The sequence below is a fragment of the Nesterenkonia pannonica genome, from assembly GCF_019575955.1.
Classification (GTDB): Bacteria; Actinomycetota; Actinomycetes; order Actinomycetales; family Micrococcaceae; genus Nesterenkonia; species Nesterenkonia pannonica.
The window spans coordinates 256,904-271,240 of the sequence record NZ_CP080575.1 but is presented as its reverse complement, the minus strand read 5'-3'; the positions used below and the strand labels follow the sequence as shown (position 1 = coordinate 271,240).

18 protein-coding genes and 5 pseudogenes are annotated in these 14,337 nt (G+C 67.0%); 4 read left to right on the top strand and 19 right to left on the bottom strand.

What is annotated here, in order from left to right; all coding sequences use genetic code 11:
• Positions 1 to 25 precede the first annotated feature (25 nt).
• The 4 genes and pseudogenes from K0H76_RS02045 to K0H76_RS02030 all read right to left on the bottom strand — a co-directional run bounded on the left by K0H76_RS02045 (position 26) and on the right by K0H76_RS02030 (position 2,791).
• Positions 26 to 1,154: pseudogene (locus K0H76_RS02045) on the bottom strand (LLM class flavin-dependent oxidoreductase).
• Between the two features lie 615 nt (positions 1,155 to 1,769).
• Positions 1,770 to 1,979 carry a hypothetical protein gene (locus K0H76_RS02040; RefSeq protein WP_258934279.1) on the bottom strand — a complete coding sequence of 70 codons (210 nt, stop codon included), beginning with the start codon at positions 1,977 to 1,979 and terminating at the stop codon, positions 1,770 to 1,772.
• A 38-nt stretch (positions 1,980 to 2,017) separates the two neighbouring features.
• Positions 2,018 to 2,350 carry an alpha/beta hydrolase gene (locus K0H76_RS02035; protein ID WP_258934278.1) on the bottom strand — a complete coding sequence of 111 codons (333 nt, stop codon included), beginning with the start codon at positions 2,348 to 2,350 and terminating at the stop codon, positions 2,018 to 2,020.
• A gap of 306 nt (positions 2,351 to 2,656) precedes the next feature.
• A complete protein-coding gene (locus tag K0H76_RS02030; RefSeq protein ID WP_258934277.1) occupies positions 2,657 to 2,791 on the bottom strand; it encodes a hypothetical protein in 135 nt (44 codons plus the stop codon).
• Between the two features lie 263 nt (positions 2,792 to 3,054).
• On the opposite strand from K0H76_RS02030, the gene K0H76_RS02025 reads away from it, so the two are divergent.
• From K0H76_RS02025 to K0H76_RS02015, 3 genes are all read left to right on the top strand, one after another.
• Entirely contained in the window at positions 3,055 to 3,453 is a 399-nt protein-coding gene (locus K0H76_RS02025) for a hypothetical protein (protein ID WP_258934276.1), read from the top strand.
• Between the two features lie 77 nt (positions 3,454 to 3,530).
• Positions 3,531 to 3,791, top strand: a complete 261-nt coding sequence (locus K0H76_RS02020; protein ID WP_258934275.1) for a hypothetical protein — start codon at positions 3,531 to 3,533, stop codon at positions 3,789 to 3,791.
• Entirely contained in the window at positions 3,719 to 4,114 is a 396-nt protein-coding gene (locus tag K0H76_RS02015; RefSeq protein WP_258934274.1) for a hypothetical protein, read from the top strand. The genes K0H76_RS02020 and K0H76_RS02015 overlap by 73 nt, the downstream gene beginning before the upstream one ends.
• Positions 4,115 to 4,200: 86 nt before the next feature.
• On the opposite strand, the gene rplI is transcribed toward K0H76_RS02015, so the two are convergent.
• From rplI to K0H76_RS01955, 12 genes and pseudogenes are all read right to left on the bottom strand, one after another.
• The gene (gene rplI, locus K0H76_RS02010) at positions 4,201 to 4,650 is read right to left on the bottom strand and encodes a 50S ribosomal protein L9 (protein WP_258934273.1); all 450 of its coding nucleotides are present in this window, start codon (positions 4,648 to 4,650) and stop codon (positions 4,201 to 4,203) included.
• A gap of 29 nt (positions 4,651 to 4,679) precedes the next feature.
• A pseudogene (gene rpsR / locus K0H76_RS02005) lies at positions 4,680 to 4,926 on the bottom strand (30S ribosomal protein S18).
• 85 nt (positions 4,927 to 5,011) lie between these two features.
• Positions 5,012 to 5,581: a single-stranded DNA-binding protein gene (locus K0H76_RS02000; RefSeq protein WP_258934272.1), complete on the bottom strand. Its 570-nt coding sequence runs from the start codon at positions 5,579 to 5,581 to the stop codon at positions 5,012 to 5,014.
• Between the two features lie 69 nt (positions 5,582 to 5,650).
• Positions 5,651 to 5,950 (bottom strand): 30S ribosomal protein S6, encoded by a 300-nt coding sequence (rpsF, locus tag K0H76_RS01995; protein WP_146340642.1) that lies wholly within the window; start codon positions 5,948 to 5,950, stop codon positions 5,651 to 5,653.
• Between the two features lie 95 nt (positions 5,951 to 6,045).
• Positions 6,046 to 7,330, bottom strand: a pseudogene (locus tag K0H76_RS01990) (M18 family aminopeptidase).
• 25 nt (positions 7,331 to 7,355) lie between these two features.
• Positions 7,356 to 8,098 (bottom strand): annotated as a pseudogene (locus K0H76_RS01985) (response regulator transcription factor); the annotation flags it as partial.
• Positions 8,095 to 9,078 (bottom strand): histidine kinase, encoded by a 984-nt coding sequence (locus K0H76_RS01980; protein ID WP_258934271.1) that lies wholly within the window; start codon positions 9,076 to 9,078, stop codon positions 8,095 to 8,097. The pseudogene K0H76_RS01985 and the gene K0H76_RS01980, both read right to left, overlap by 4 nt.
• 402 nt (positions 9,079 to 9,480) lie before the next feature.
• Entirely contained in the window at positions 9,481 to 10,023 is a 543-nt protein-coding gene (locus tag K0H76_RS01975) for an ABC transporter permease subunit (protein ID WP_258934270.1), read from the bottom strand.
• Positions 10,024 to 10,338: 315 nt separating this feature from the next.
• Positions 10,339 to 11,236: pseudogene (locus K0H76_RS01970) on the bottom strand (ATP-binding cassette domain-containing protein); the annotation flags it as partial.
• 62 nt (positions 11,237 to 11,298) lie between these two features.
• Entirely contained in the window at positions 11,299 to 11,499 is a 201-nt protein-coding gene (locus K0H76_RS01965) for a DUF418 domain-containing protein (protein ID WP_258934269.1), read from the bottom strand.
• Positions 11,490 to 12,038 (bottom strand): hypothetical protein, encoded by a 549-nt coding sequence (locus K0H76_RS01960; protein ID WP_258934268.1) that lies wholly within the window; start codon positions 12,036 to 12,038, stop codon positions 11,490 to 11,492. Before K0H76_RS01960 ends, K0H76_RS01965 begins: the two co-directional genes overlap by 10 nt.
• On the bottom strand, positions 12,035 to 12,481 hold the full coding sequence (locus K0H76_RS01955) for a hypothetical protein (protein ID WP_258934267.1): 447 nt from the start codon (positions 12,479 to 12,481) through the stop codon (positions 12,035 to 12,037). Before K0H76_RS01955 ends, K0H76_RS01960 begins: the two co-directional genes overlap by 4 nt.
• Positions 12,482 to 12,728: 247 nt before the next feature.
• Here K0H76_RS01955 and K0H76_RS01950 point away from each other — a divergent pair, with 247 nt between their 5' ends.
• Positions 12,729 to 13,058 carry a hypothetical protein gene (locus tag K0H76_RS01950; protein WP_258934266.1) on the top strand — a complete coding sequence of 110 codons (330 nt, stop codon included), beginning with the start codon at positions 12,729 to 12,731 and terminating at the stop codon, positions 13,056 to 13,058.
• Positions 13,059 to 13,065: 7 nt separating this feature from the next.
• Here K0H76_RS01950 and K0H76_RS01945 read toward each other — a convergent pair whose 3' ends face one another.
• The 3 genes from K0H76_RS01945 to K0H76_RS01935 are packed head-to-tail and all read right to left on the bottom strand — an operon-like array spanning position 13,066 to position 14,311.
• Entirely contained in the window at positions 13,066 to 13,404 is a 339-nt protein-coding gene (locus K0H76_RS01945; RefSeq protein ID WP_258934265.1) for a hypothetical protein, read from the bottom strand.
• Positions 13,383 to 13,796, bottom strand: coding sequence for a hypothetical protein (locus K0H76_RS01940; RefSeq protein ID WP_258934264.1), 414 nt, complete (start codon positions 13,794 to 13,796; stop codon positions 13,383 to 13,385). The genes K0H76_RS01945 and K0H76_RS01940 overlap by 22 nt, the downstream gene beginning before the upstream one ends.
• A 5-nt stretch (positions 13,797 to 13,801) precedes the next feature.
• On the bottom strand, positions 13,802 to 14,311 hold the full coding sequence (locus K0H76_RS01935) for a hypothetical protein (protein WP_258934263.1): 510 nt from the start codon (positions 14,309 to 14,311) through the stop codon (positions 13,802 to 13,804).
• Between the last annotated feature and the right edge of the window lie 26 nt (positions 14,312 to 14,337).

Sequence of the window (14,337 nt, the reverse complement as noted above, 5' to 3'; positions counted from 1 at the left end):
GCTCCGTCGCGTCAGGTGCCTGTGCTCAGGCCGCCTGCTCCGACGCTGACGAGGAGGCCCTGCCGCCCGGCACGGGCTCCAGGTAAGCACGGCGACGCTCCACCAGTCCCTGGTGCGTGGGCGCTGGAGGCGTCGGTAGGCCTCTGCTTGGCGAATTCTCTGCGCAGCACCGGGACCACCTGTTCGCCGAGGATGTCGATCTGCTCCAGGACGGTCTTCAGCGGCAGCCCTGCGTGATCGATGAGGAAGAGCTGGCGCTGGTAGTGGCCCGCATACTCGCTGAAGGTCAGCGTCCTCTCGATCACCTCCTCGGGGTGCCCACTGTCAGGGGTGTGCTGCGAGAAGTCCTCCAGGCTGGGGCCTCCGCCGTAGACAGGAGCGTTGTCGAAGTACGGACGGAACTCGCGCACTGCCTGCTCCTTGGTGGGGCGCATGAACACCTGACCGCCCAGACCCACGACGGCCTGGTCGGCAGAGCCGTGCCCGTAGTGCTCGAAGCGCTCGCGGTAGAGGTCGATGAGGCGACCCGTGTGCTCCTTGTTCCAGAAGATGTTGTTGTGGAAGAACCCGTCGCCGTAGTAGGCGGCCTGCTCAGCCATCTCCGGGGAGCGGATCGATCCGTGCCACACGAACGGCGGGGTGTCGTCGAGAGGGCGTGGAGTGGCGGTGAAGCGCTCCAAGGGGTCCGGTATCGCCCGCTCCAGTTCACGCTCTCCTCGCGCCACAGCCGGTGCAGCAGCGCGTAGTTCTCCACCGCCAGCGGTATTCCTGCTCGCATATCTTTGCCGAACCAGGGTACACGGGCCCGGTGTTGCCCCGTCCGAGGGTCAGATCGACGCGTCCGTCGGTGAGGTGCTGCACGTAGGCGTAGTCCTCGGCCAGGCGCACCGGATCGGTCGTGGTGATGAGGGTCGTGGCTGTCGAGAAGAGCAGCCGTTCGGTCTGCGCAGCCAGATGGGCCATCAGAATGGGCGGATTGGCGGGTGCGACGAACGGAGGTTGTGGTGCTGGCCGATGGCGAAGACATCAAGTCCCACCTCTTCGGCCTTCTTGCCGATGGCGACCATCGATCTGATGCGCTCGTGCTCGCTGGGGGCCCTGCCGGTGGTCGGGTCGGGTGTGACGTCACCGATGGAGAAGATTCCGAACTGCATATGATGCATGATAATTCAAATTTGAATATAATACGATCCCTCTGTGCCCCCAATTGCCGCGGCAGAGGCGGAATCTCAGGAAGCTCCGCACAGCGGATTATCACCAGGGTGGGGATAACTTGTGGAGAACCTCACTCTCGGTCCACATAGCGTCCGCTTATACACCTCAGAGCGTGCCACAGCAAGGGCCCCGCTCGACGGCCGCCGCTTGCGAAAAACTTTTCCCCACAGGCGCTCGGCTGCAAAACCCCAGGTCAGGTCGCTTAATGCCCTCTCCGCTGATATCTATCCACAGCGTTATCCCCAGCTAGTGCACACAACACGCCGCGTACTGCACACATAATCCACAACCCCAGTGGATGGCGCTATTGCCCAGCAGCTCTCGGCGGCAATACAGTGTGGACCGTCCCGCATTTGATGGGAGCAGAAGAGGCGCGGATATTGGCTGGATCATCGTCCAGCGTGCATCGGCGCCGTTCGGATCGCCGAGCCACCAGCACTGGGAAGAGGATCAGGCCTTCACGGGCGTGATCCTGCTGGTGCCCTCAGGGGCCCGGCTCGGCGATCCGCCTCACCGCAGGCCCTTCAAGCGCCCCTCGAACTGGCCACTGGCGCTCAGGAGTGGCGTTCCAAGAAGCTCGCCGTCGCGGCGGGCCAGGTCTGCAGGTCCTCCGGAGTCTCCGCGATGCGAAGCTGGCAGCCCGGTATGGCGCGGTGAAGCTTCTGGGCCGTCGAGACCGGGTGCGTATGGTCATCCGCCCACGCGAAGACCTGAACGGGCGCAGAAATGCTCCGAATGTCCTCCAGGGCGGGGAGGTCGGTCATGGCAGCCCCTCTGAATATCGACGGAAGAAGCTCCTGGCTCACCGCGGGCACCCGCTCCTTCGGGCGGTCCGCCAGAGCCGGTGGAGGAAGCACGTCCTCGCCGACGCGGACGAAGGCGCCGATCCCTGCTTCTCCACGAGATCGGCCGACGCCCTGTAGGACTCGCCCTGGTGCTCCCGCGTCTCCCAAGCGGTGGGCGGAACCATCAGCGTGAGCGTCCGGAACCGCTCGGGATCACGCAGGGCCGCATACAGCAGTGTGGCACTTCCCATCGACGGGCCTGCCGCATGCACCGCCTGCCCCGGTGCGGCCTGGTCCAGCAGCTTCAGCAGATCATCTGCCAGCTTCGGCCACAGATAGTCGTAGGGCACCGCTCGTCCCGTCGAGGCACCGTGCCCCTGGCGTCGTACCGGAGCACACGCATGGATCGAGGTAGCCCTGCGGTCATATCCAGTCCGGCCCGGTGCTCCCTCCACGCAGACGACGTCAGTCCGTGCATCTGCACGAACACCGGGGCGTCAGGGTCTTCCGGGCCGGTGAGCTCGTACGCGAGAGCGGCCCCTGCACGCGGAAAGCGGGCGTTCTGGCGTCTGCCACGGAAGAGATGTCACCTCTTGGTCATCTGTTAAACCGGCGTTCATACAACCGGCGGTTTCGGTTTTCAGCTGGAGCCTAGACTACGCCTCATGCGGCTCACCAATGTCTCCCAGATGGACGTGCAGCCCGGCCGACTGCTCTCCTATCGCCTGCACGTCGAGGACCTCCCGGAGCCGCACGATCAGATGCCGGTCTCCTTCGACCAGGACAGGCACGTGAGCTTCGGCTCGCGGCCGGGCACCTGGATGGCCGCCTCCTTCCGGCTCCCCGGCGCCGCTTCACGTGAAACGATCGCTGAGGCCTGGCACTGCGTCATCGCGCGCCACAGCACACTTCGGACAGCGTTCAGCCGCGACCCCAGACAGCGGGCATCCGCGCCCGCTGTGCGCCCCAGCGACGTGTGCGGCGGGCCCGACACCGATCTGGTCCTCACTCCGCTGGAGGTGCTCGGGGGCATGTGGGAGCCTCTGGACACTCCGTGGGCAGCGTGGGATCACGAGGAGGACGACAGCCGCGCCGACGCGAACCCTGTTCCGGCAGAGGAAGCCTCAACGATGACCGGGGAGGAATCCGCGCCGCTCTGCGCGCTCACTTCGACGCCGTCTGCGAACCCTTCGCGCGCCCCTCGCATCGGCTGTGCCTCATTGAGGATCCCGCTGACGGCGGCCACTCGCAGATCGTCATCGGATCCGATCATGCGCATGTCGACGCCTGGAGCCTCCTGGTGCTCATGCGCGACCTCTCCACGGCCATCGAGGACCTCGTCGCCGGGGTCCCTCCGCGCAGGACAGGTAGGCGCCCGAGTCCTTCGCAGCGCATTCGGCGTCCCTGGAGCAGCGCTCGTGCCCCCGGAGGATGTGGTGAGCCGCTGGACTGAGATCCTTGAGGTGGCGGCGGCGCTATGCCCACCTTTCCCCTGGACTTGGGGATCCCGCCGCCCCAGCGGCCGAGGTGGTGGAGGTCCGGGATGTGTTCGACGCGGAGGAGCTCGCCGCCGTGGAGAGCCACGCGGAGGAGGGCGGCGTGCGGCTCATCGCGGTGGCCGTCTCGGTGATGACGCGGCTGGCCCACGAGCTCGTCGGGGAGCCGCTGCGCGCCGTGTTCCCGGTCCATTCCGCTATGAGCCGCGCTGGTACGACTCGGTGGGATGGTTCATCACCAACTCCGTCATCGAATCCTCAGACACCAGCTATGAAGCCTGCCACGCCGCTGTGAAGGAGGCGGTCAGGCTGGGATCGCACCCTCTGGCGCCGATCATGCGGCCCTATGGCGGCATGCCGCAGGACCCTGGGATGTTCGCCATGTCATGGCTTGATCATCGGAAGCTGCCGGTCAACGTCCCGGAGACGCTGCGTCCTCAGCACATTTCGGCGGTGATACGCACCGATGGGGTGATGGTGTGGTTCGTGATCAACGAGTCGGGGATGCACCTGCGGTGCCGGTACCCGGACACGCGTCAGGCGCGGCGAGCCATGCGCACCTGGCTGGCCGGGCTGGTCTACGGCCTGCGGGGCCCTCTGGAGGGGATGCAGAAGTAAGCCGGACGCAGAAGGACCCCGGAGCGGGCCTCATAGGAGAGGGCCTGCTTCGGGGTCCTGCGCCGCAGTGCGACGATGCTTACTTGCTAAGCCGGGATCACATTCAGATCCAGGGCGGCCGAAACATCGGCGTGCAGCTTGACCGTTGCGGTGTAGCTGCCGGTGGACTTGATCCGCTCGGGGATCTCCACCGTCCGCTTGTCGATGCTGCCCAGGCCTGCGGCCTCAACAGCCTCGGCAATGTGAGCGGGACCGACGGTGCCGAACAGGCGTCCGGACTCGCCGGTCTTCACCTGGACGCTGACAGGGTTCGCCTGCAGCTTCTGGGCGATCGCCTGAGCCTCTTCGACGGTCGCGATCTCGCGAGCCTGACGTGCTGAGCGGATGCGCTGCACGTCCTTCTCGCCGCCCTTGGACCAGGTCATCGCGTATCCGCGGGGCAGCAGGTAGTTGCGCGCGTAGCCGTCTCGGACCTCGACGACGTCGCCAGCGGCTCCGAGTCCGGTCACTTCCTGAGTCAGGATGAGCTTTGCCATTGGTTATTCCTTCCCTTCCTCAGTCGGACTCAGCCGCGGCCAGCGCCGGCGTAGGGCAGCAGGGCCATCTCGCGGGCGTTCTTGATGGCCTGAGCGATCTTGCGCTGCTCCTGCACGCTCACGCCGGTCACGCGACGAGCGCAGAATCTTGCCCCGGTCGGAGATGAACTTCCGCAGCAGAGCGGTGTCCTTGTAGTCGATGTGAGTGATGTCAGCAGCCTTCAGCGGGTTCGCCTTGGGCTTGATGGGCTTCTTGGTGTCAGCCTTGCCAGCCATCGTGGTGCTCCTTTTCCTCGGTGGAGCCCGCAGCCCGGGTGGGCGCGGGATGGTGATTAATCAGGTGTTCGTACGAGCCCGTGGATCAGAACGGAGGCTCGTCGTTGTTCAGGGTGTCCCAGCCGCCTCCGGAGGAGGCTGGCCGCCCCAGGGTCGGACTGCTGTCCGCCCTGGCCGCCGCCCCAGCCGCCGGAGCTCTGCTGGCCGCCGTAGGAGTCTCCGCCGAAGCCGCCTCCGGAGGAATTGCCTCGAAGCCGCCGCCGCCACCGCCGCGGCCGGAGCCGCCGGTGCCGGGCTGGCGGTTCACCTGCATGGTGGCGAAGCGCAGCGAGGGGCCGATCTCATCGACGTCGAGCTCCCAGCTGGTCCGGTTCTCGCCTTCCTTGGTCTGGAAGGACCGAGCCTTCAGACGGCCCTGAGCGACCACACGAGTGCCCTTGGTGAGCGACTCGGCGGCGTTCTCAGCAGCTTCGCGCCAGAGCGAGCAGCGGACGAAGAGAGTCTCGCCGTCCTTGAACTCGTTGGCCTGGCGGTCGAAGTAGCGTGGCGTGGAGGCGATCACGAAGTTGGAGACGGCCGCACCCGAAGGGGTGAAGCGCAGCTCCGGGTCAGCGGTCAGGTTGCCGACGACGGTGATGACTGTTTCATTGGCCATGGTGGCTCCTCAGGGTGATGTATCCGGCGGTCCAGTTGAGTACCCAGCAGCGGAGAGGGGCGAAGATCGTCAGGCGATCTTCATCTCCTCGGGACGGGTGATCTTGGTGCGCATGATGGTCTCGTTCAGACGCAGCAGGCGGTCAAGCTCCTTGGCGATCTCAGGAGTGGAGTTGAAGTCGACGACGGCGTAGACGCCCTCGGTCTTCTTGTCGATCTCGTAGGAGAGCTGGCGACGGCCCCAGACGTCGATCTTGTCCACGGTGCCCTCGTTCTTCTTGACGAGTTCCATGTACTTGCCCAGGGTCGGCTCAACGGTGCGCTCGTCAACCTCGGGGTCGACGATCACCATCAGTTCGTAGTGACGCATGTGTGAACCCACCTCCTTCGGTCTTACGGTGACGGGACTTCCGTCACAGGAGGTTCGATGCGTGTGTGCCCGTGTACGAGCACAACTCAGCTATCTTACGGTATTCGGGCCCCTCGGAAGAAACTGCTGATGGCGTCCCGCAGATGAGCCACGTCCTGGATCCCGCACATCTCCCGCGCAGAGTGCATGCTCAGCAGCGGAATGCCCACGTCCACCGTGCTGATGCCCAGCCGGGTGGCGGTGAGCGGACCGATCGTGGAGCCGCACGGAATGTCGTTGTTCGAGACGAACGGCTGGACCGGCACCCCGGCGTCGCGGCAGACGCGCGTCCACAAGGCGGTGCCGCGTGCGTCGGTGGTGTAGCGCTGGTTGGCGTTGATCTTCAGCAGCGGGCCGCCGTTGAGCAGGGGCCGGTTGGCCGGGTCGTGCCGCTCCGGGTAGTTCGGGTGCACGGGTGCCGGCATCCGAACTGACATGCCATGAGGTGTGCATCGCACGCGCCCTCTGGTCTGCGTCGGCGCCGAGGCCCGCGTAGATCCGCTCCAGCACCTCCTCGAGGAATGGGCCCGCGGCACCGGATCGGGAGCCGGAGCCGATCTCCTCGTGATCGAACGCGGCCAGCATCGGAATCGCCCCCGAAGGAGGCGCTCATCGAGCTGCTCGAGCGCGGTGAGCCCGGCGTGGACGGAGGAGAGGTTGTCCAGTCGGCCGGAGGCGAAGAACTCGCCGTGCGCGCCGAAGCGGGCGGGCTCCTGCGCGTCGGCGAAGACGATGTCATACCCGTCGACGTCCTTGGCCCTCATGCCTGCGGATTCGGCCACCAGATCGAGCACGTCGACGGCATCATCGTAAGCGAGCGCGAGCACCGCCTGGGTGTGCTGCTGCTTGCCGAGCTTGAGCCCGTCGTTGACCTGGCGGTCCAGGTGGATCGCCAGCTGGGGATGCGCGCCACGGGCCCCGTGGCCACGGTGCGTTCGCTGCCGTCGCTGAAGATCATGCGTCCGGCGAGCCGCAGCTCCCGGTCGAGCCACGAGTTCAGCAGCGGCCCTCCGTAGACCTCCGCACCCGCCTGCACCCACCCGTGCCGGGTCAGTGTCGGCTCGGGCTTGAGCTTGAAGCCGGGGAATCGGTGTGGGCGCCCAGGATCCTCACCGGCGTCGTGGGCCCTGCGTCCTGCGGCACGGCCCACGCGATGACGGCGCCGTCGCGGACCACCGCGCAGCGGCTGCCGGGCTGCACCTCCTTCCAGTCCTGGCCCTCGCGCAGGATCCGGAACCCTGCGGCCCCAAGCCGTCGAGCCGTCTCCTCGGCAGCGTGGTAGGAGGAGGGCGACGCCGTGACGAACGCTCCCAGGTCGGACACCAGCTCGTCAGTGCTCATCATGTCCGCCAGCCTACTAAGGTCCGAGCAGTCCGGCCTGGTACACGTAGACCACCGCCTGGACACGGTCCCGCAGCTGCAGCTTGGTCAGGATGCGGCGCACATGGGTCTTCACGGTCGCTTCGGAGAGGAAGAGCCGCGCTGCGATCTCCGCATTCGACAGGCCTTCAGCGACGGCGAAGAGAACCTCGGTCTCGCGCTGGGTCAGAGACTCCCGGGGCGTGCCGTCCTGAAGCGCCTGGGCGACGTCCTCCCCGCGCGGCAGGCCAGCTGCAGAATGCCCCGGCGCGTGCTGGGGCGCCGCCTGTGCGGAGGGCCCTGCTGGCCCTCCCCGCCGCCGTGCCGGAGATAGACCTCCAGGAGGCGCTGGGTGATCCGGGGGCGACGACGGCGTCATAAGCGGCCACGGTGCGCACCGCCTCCACCAGCGCCTCCGGCTCCACATCCTTGAGGAGGAACGCACTGGCGCAAACCTGGAGCCCGGCGAAGGCGTATTCGTCGAGGTCGAAGGTGGTCAGGATGATCACCTTCGTCTCGGGGTGGCGGCGAACCACCTTGGCTGTCGCCTCAATGCCGTCCATGCGGGGCATCCGCACGTCCATGAGCACCACATCGGGAGCTTCCTCGCCCAAACCCCGATCAGCTCCAGAGCCTCAGCCCCGTCAGCGGCCTCCCCACGACCTGCAGGTCGTCCTCGCCTTCGAGGATCAGACGAAAGCCCATCCTCAGCAGGTGCTGGTCATCGACCAGCGCCACCCTGATGCTCATGCTTCGCTCCTTCTCTGCGGCGGTTCGAGGACCGCTCTGACTTCCCAGCCTCGGTATTTTCCGGGTCCGGCCCAGACCGACCCGCTGTAGAACCCGGCGCGCTCCTGCATCCCGCGGATGCCCATGCCTGAGCCGACTGACGCGTGATGGCCCGCTGGGGCCACTGCCCCGTCGTCGGTGATGGAGAGGACCACCTGAGCCGGACCGCCCAGTCCGAGCGCCTCGGCCTCTTTGCGGCTGTAGCCCTCCTCGGCCAGCTGCTGCCACTCCGCCTCACGGGTGCCGGGGTGTGCTCCACCGAGACCTCCACATCGGTGACCTGCCAAGCCGTAGCGCAGCACATTGGTCAGAGACTCCTGAATGATGCGGTGCACCGTGAGGCCGAACGCGGCGTCCTCGGGCAGCGGCGGACCTGAGGTGCGCACTCTCAGCGGCAGGTAGGCCTGCCGGAATCCTTCGTAGAGCTCCTCGAGGGACTCGTGGACCGGTAAGCGCGATTCGCTGAGCTCCTCGCCCTTGGTCAGCACCCCGATGACCCGACGCATATCGTCCAGAGCGGTGCGGCCAGTCGATGAGAGTTCGCTGAGGACCTCCTCGGCCCGCGCGAAGTCCCGGCGGCCCACCACTTTGGCGCCGTCGGCCAGACTGATCATGACCGACAGCGAGTGGGCGACCACGTCGTGCATCTCGCGTGCGATCCGGTTGCGCTCGGCAGCCTGGGCGAGGCCGTGGGTGCGCTGCGCCCATTCGAGGATCTCCTGCTCGTGCCGCCTGTTCGCGCGGACTGCGGCGCCGATCCCCACCGCAACAGGGGTGAACATGAGTCCGCTGAGAGCCAGGGTGATCAGCGCCTGGGGAAAGTCCACCCCGAAGGCTGGATAGAACTCCTCCATCCACCAGCTCGGCCCGTACGCCCGCTCCCAGGCTCCGTACCTGAGCAGGACGGTATAGGCGACGGCGCAGAGCGGAACGGACAGCATCAGGCCCCGCACCAGTCCCCGGTCCCGGGCGACGCAGTGAGGCGGCGAACCACAGGGCCACCATCTGGGAGCCGTTCCACGGGTAGATCAGCAGCTGGACGGCCTCCAGGGCGGCGATCCCCAGCAGCACAGTCAGCGGCCTCGTACGGCGGAAGCACAGCAGCATCGCGGTGAGCGCGTAGGCCGCCAGCAGCCACAGGGCGTCGGCCTCCATGTCGACCAGGGCGATCAGGAACGTCCAGAGCGCCATCAGCAGGTAGATCGCGATGACGACGGCGTTCATGCACCCCGGGTGCTTGCGGAGCCAGCCCCTCAGGCCGGGGCGGCGAACCAGACCGAGGTCCTCGAACCCGCTGCCGGGTGCCGGGCTCGGCCGCTGATTCTCTGGCATGGGCTCAAGTATCAGGCATCGGAGCGCACGAACCTGACCCACCCGGCTGCGGTCGGCAGGGCAGCCCACGCCAGCATCCCCAGCAGCGCCGCCGGACGGCCCAGCTCACGATGCTCGCCGTCGACACTGACGAATTCGCTCATGAAGTACATGTAGTGCCATTCGGAGAGCGACTGAATCCACTCCGCCTGAGTCACCCCGTACATGACGGCAAGTGCCACCTCCACGACGAAGAGCAGCGCCGCCAGCACCACAATGGCTCCCGCGGGCGAGCGAAGGAGAAGCCCCAGCCCGAACCCGAGCGCCGCTGTGACGATCATGGCCAGCCAGCTGGTCCCATAGATGACCGGCACGGTCGCGTCCATGACGATGTCGCCCAGACCGAGCTGCTCGGCGAACAGGGCGGCGACCACGTGGCTCAGCAGCACGATGGCAGCGGCAGCGGCAGCTGTCACGGTCAGCACGGCGCCCAGCTTGGCTGCGCCCAGCATTCCGCGATGCGGAACTGCGGTCAGGGCGGATCGGATCGACCCGGCGGAGTATTCGGTCGTCACCGCTATTGCGGCGAAGGTCCCGAAGAGGATGATCGCGAAGTAGGGCCCGCCATGGCTCCGTCGGCAACATCGGAGGCGCCGAGCATGCCGGCGTCGGGGCGGCTCCGCTGAAGCTCAGGCGACCGCCCCGGCCAGCAGCACGCTGAGCCCGACGGCGATGCCGATGAGCCACCAGGCCGTGCGCAGGGCCAGCAGCTTCCGCACCTCGGCGATGAATGCGTAAGCGAAGGTGACGCCTGGCAGGTCCGGGTCTGGGGCGAAGGGGCGGACCGGCTCCGCCACGCCCCGAGCGGTGCGATGCGTCATGCTGCCTCCTGATCGGTATTCGACGTGGTCGCCGGTGAGTCGCATGTATGAGTCCTCCAGGGTGCTGTGCTGCGGTGAGAGCTCATGGAGGACCACAGCCGGCCTCAGAGCGCGGCGACCGATGTCGCGCGGTGAGACTCCGACGACTTCGAACGTCTCCGCATCGAGCGTGGTCACGGCCGCGCTCTGACCGGACAGCGCACTCATGAGAGTCGCTGCGTCCTCAGCCCGCACCAGCGTGCGCTGCTCCGCCCCGTCGCTGATGAAGTCGCGCATGGGGGCATCTGCAGAGGATCCGCCCGCGCCCCAGCACAATCAGATGATCCGCGGTCTGGGCCACCTCGCTCATCAGGTGGGAGGAGACGAACACGGTGCGCCCTTCTGCGGCGAGCTGTAAGCAGAGCTGGCGCACCCATCGGACGCCTTCGGGGTCGAGCCCGTTGACCGGCTCGTCCAGGATCAGCGCCGCCGGGTCTCCCAGCAGCGCGGCAGCGATGCCGAGCCTCTGGTTCATTCCCAGCGAGTACTGCTTGATGCGCCTGTGGGCGGCAGGGCCCAGCCCCGTCAGCTCGATGAGCTCCTCCACCCGAGCGGAGGAGATGCGGTGGGTGGCGGCGAGGATCTTCAGGTGGCCTCTGCCCGTGCGGCCAGGGTGCGTGGCACCGGCGTCCAGGACAGCGCCTACGCTGCGGATCGGCGCTGGGTGCCGCGGATACTCCATGCCGCAGACGGTGATCGCTCCTGAGGTCGGCCGGTCCAGGCCCACCGCCATGCGCATGGTGGTGGACTTGCCGGAGCCGTTGGGCCCCAGGAAGCCTGTCACCTGACCGGGCTTGAGAGCGAAGCTGATGCCGTCGACGGCCGTGGTGCTCCCATAGCGCTTGGTGAGGTTCTCCGCTGTAATCACAGAATTCAGCCTAGGTCCGCCCCGGGATGAGCACATCCCCTCAGGGAGGATTCATCGGTAGGTCAGGCGCGCACCGGCGCTTCGACCGGTCCGCGGCGGAACCTCGCGAACCACAGGTGGGAGAGCAGCAGCTGGCTGAGCCACAGCGCCGCGACGATGACTGCGACGCTCGAGGCCTCCAGCTGACCCGCCAAACCCAGGCCGGGTGCGGCGAAGATCAGCACCAGCACGAGCGACTGCATGAGGTAGTTGGTCAGTGACATGCGGCCTGCCGCGCCAGGATCGTCACGAGCCAGTCGAAGGCTCCGGAGCGGAAGGCCATCAGGAGGAGGACCACATAGCCGAAGGATTGGATGGGGTAAGCGGCGAGCGCCAGCGCCTGACCCATCATGGCCCACGCGCTGCCGTCATAGTCTGGCGTTCCGGGAGCGCCCCAGGCCAGCCAGGAGCCCAGGCCGCTGAGCAGCAGCCCCAGGACCAGGGCCGGAACGGCATAGCCGACGAGGCGCGCGGTGCTGAACTCCCCGGCCAGCAGGCGTTCGATGATGCGCGCCCGGCCCACCACCAGGCCGACCAGGAATGCGGCGAAGGCCAGCGGCCCCTGGGCGAGGAAGATGTTGAAGACCATGACGACCCACGCAATGAGCTGATACAGCAGGTATGTGCCGACCGAGCCCGTGTAGGCCTCCGTCACCTCGTCGGGGGTGACGGGAAGCTCGAACCCGGCGCCCATGGCGTCGGCGCAAACTGCGCCCTCCAGCATGACCATCAGACCGGCGCTGCCCAGGACGACGGTGATCACCAGTGCGTACAGGCAGGCGGCGATGATGAGGTAAGCTTCACGGAGATCCGTCGGACCGCCAGAAGCAGCATGCCGAGCACCCCGTACGCCAGGAGGATGTCGCCGAAGAACAGGAAGATCCCGTGGAGCGCGCCCAGAACGATGAGCGCAGCCGAACGTCGCAGGGATCGCCGGACCTCAGAGGCACCGCTCTCCGAGGCCCGCGCCCAGGCGAAGACGAAGCTCAGCCCGAACAGGAAGCTGAAGACCACGTAGGACTTGCCCTCGAAGAGGAGGCTCGAGGCGAAGCGGACCAGCTGGTCGGCCCCGGTGGGCTGTGCAGTGTCCGCATCACCTGTCACGGCGCCGACGATGGTGTCGGGGTGGGCGAAGAACCATACGTTGACGCTGAGGATGCCCAGAAGCGCCAGCGCCCGGAGAGCGTCCACCGCGTGCAGCCGCACCGGGATGCTGCGTCTCCGGCTGCCCCCTCCTGGGATGCCGGACTGCCGCTGCCGGGCGGGTCGCTCTCAGGTGCTGGGTGTGGGGTGCTCATGACTGGCAACCTACGTCTGACCGGTTCCCGGCGCATCCTCCCCAGGGATGACGACGTCCTCGTCGCCGCGCACACTCAGCTTCTGCACAGCCTCTGAGCAGAAAGGGTCAGGCTGTTCGTATCGAGTACTGATCAGAAGCAGAGAGAGGAGCGGCATGACACGCAGAGGACTGGTAGGCGCAGGACTGGCCGCACTGGGGGCCCTGGTCCTGACGGGGTGCGATCAAGTGCTTGAGGCCGACGCCATCGAGGAGGCTCTCCACAGCGACTACGCGGAGATGGGGTACTCGCAGGACGAATACACCATGACGTGCACGGACGTCGACGCGGAGGAGGGTGCCTCGGAGGAGTGCACCGTCCACTTCGAGGACCTCGCGGAGACAGACATCTGGGAGATCACCATCGTCGACGTCAATGAGGAGACTGACGAGGTGGAGTATCAGGCCGAGCTGACCGAGACGCGCACGGGAGAGGACGCGGAGTGAGCGTAAACTAGTGCGCCTCGGCGCGCACCACATCGCGGGATGGCCTGTACGCGTCCCGAACCACCTGCGCGCAGATGTACAGCGTGCTGAGGATGTGCGCAGCCACCGCCACGATGTAGAGGTTCTCGTCGAAGCTGTGCTGCGGCTCGGCATCCCCGACCACGGCGGCCAGATGCATCCAGATGGCCCAGAAGTGCAGCAGCTGCACCGCATGCCAGATGATCAGGTCGCGCATGCGAGGCGCGGCGAGCACTATCAGGGGAGCCAGCCACAGCATGAACTGCGGCGAGTACACCTTGTTCGCGATGCAGAACGCCGCGACGATCAGAAGCAGCAGCTGAGCCATGCGGGGAGGGCAGGGTGCTGTGAGCCCGACGGCGAAGACGCCCCGCACGCGGTGAGGAAGACGAGGAAGCTCAGCAGGGAGACGGTGTCGGCCGACGGGCCCTGCTCGCTGAGGGTCTGCCATATATGCCACACGCTCGAGTATCCGGCGCCGCGCTCGGAGGAGAACCCGTAGAACCGGACCCATGAGTCCCAGCTGATCAGCATGGCTGGAACATTCAGCACCGCCCAGGTCGCCGCGTAAACGACCGCCAGCCTCACCACGCTGGGAATGTCCGGCGCATCCTCGGGGTGGGCGGCCAGGTGCGCATCTCTGCGGAGCCTGCGGCGCACCGCCAGGGTGAAGACGGCGCCCAGCAGAAAGAGCGGGTAGAGCTTGAACGAGGCTCCCACCCCGATCAGTACGCAAGCCGCGGCCCAGTGCCCCGCTGCGTCAGAAGCACCGCCCCGGCGAGAGCGAGGGCCGGGTAGATGTCCCAGTTGATGCCGATGCCGAAGATGATGGCCGGGGAGAGGGCCACCACGGCGGCGTCCCAGGGCCGGTGCCGTGCGGCGCGCATCGTCACCAGGACCAGGGCCATCCAGCACAGGGCGGCCACGACGAATGTGATGTCCCAGAACAGCAGGCTCGTCCGATGCTCCCAGTAGCCGTCTGTGAGTCCGTCGAGCCCGTGGGTCAAGCCCGCAGCCGTTGAGGCCAGCAGCATCGTCAGCACCGGGTATTCGAAGCTGCTGAGGTCCTCCCGGAAGGGAGCCCAGGCCGATGCGGCGAAGTCGCGTCCCTCCCAGAGCGCGGCCACATCCGAGTAGCAGCCGTGGTGATAGACCTCGACGCCTCCCCAGCCGTGCATGCGGCAGTACTGCATGGACAGCGCCGAGAGCAGGATGCCCACCGTGGTGAGCGCCATCAGTATCCGAGGCAGCGTCCAGAATC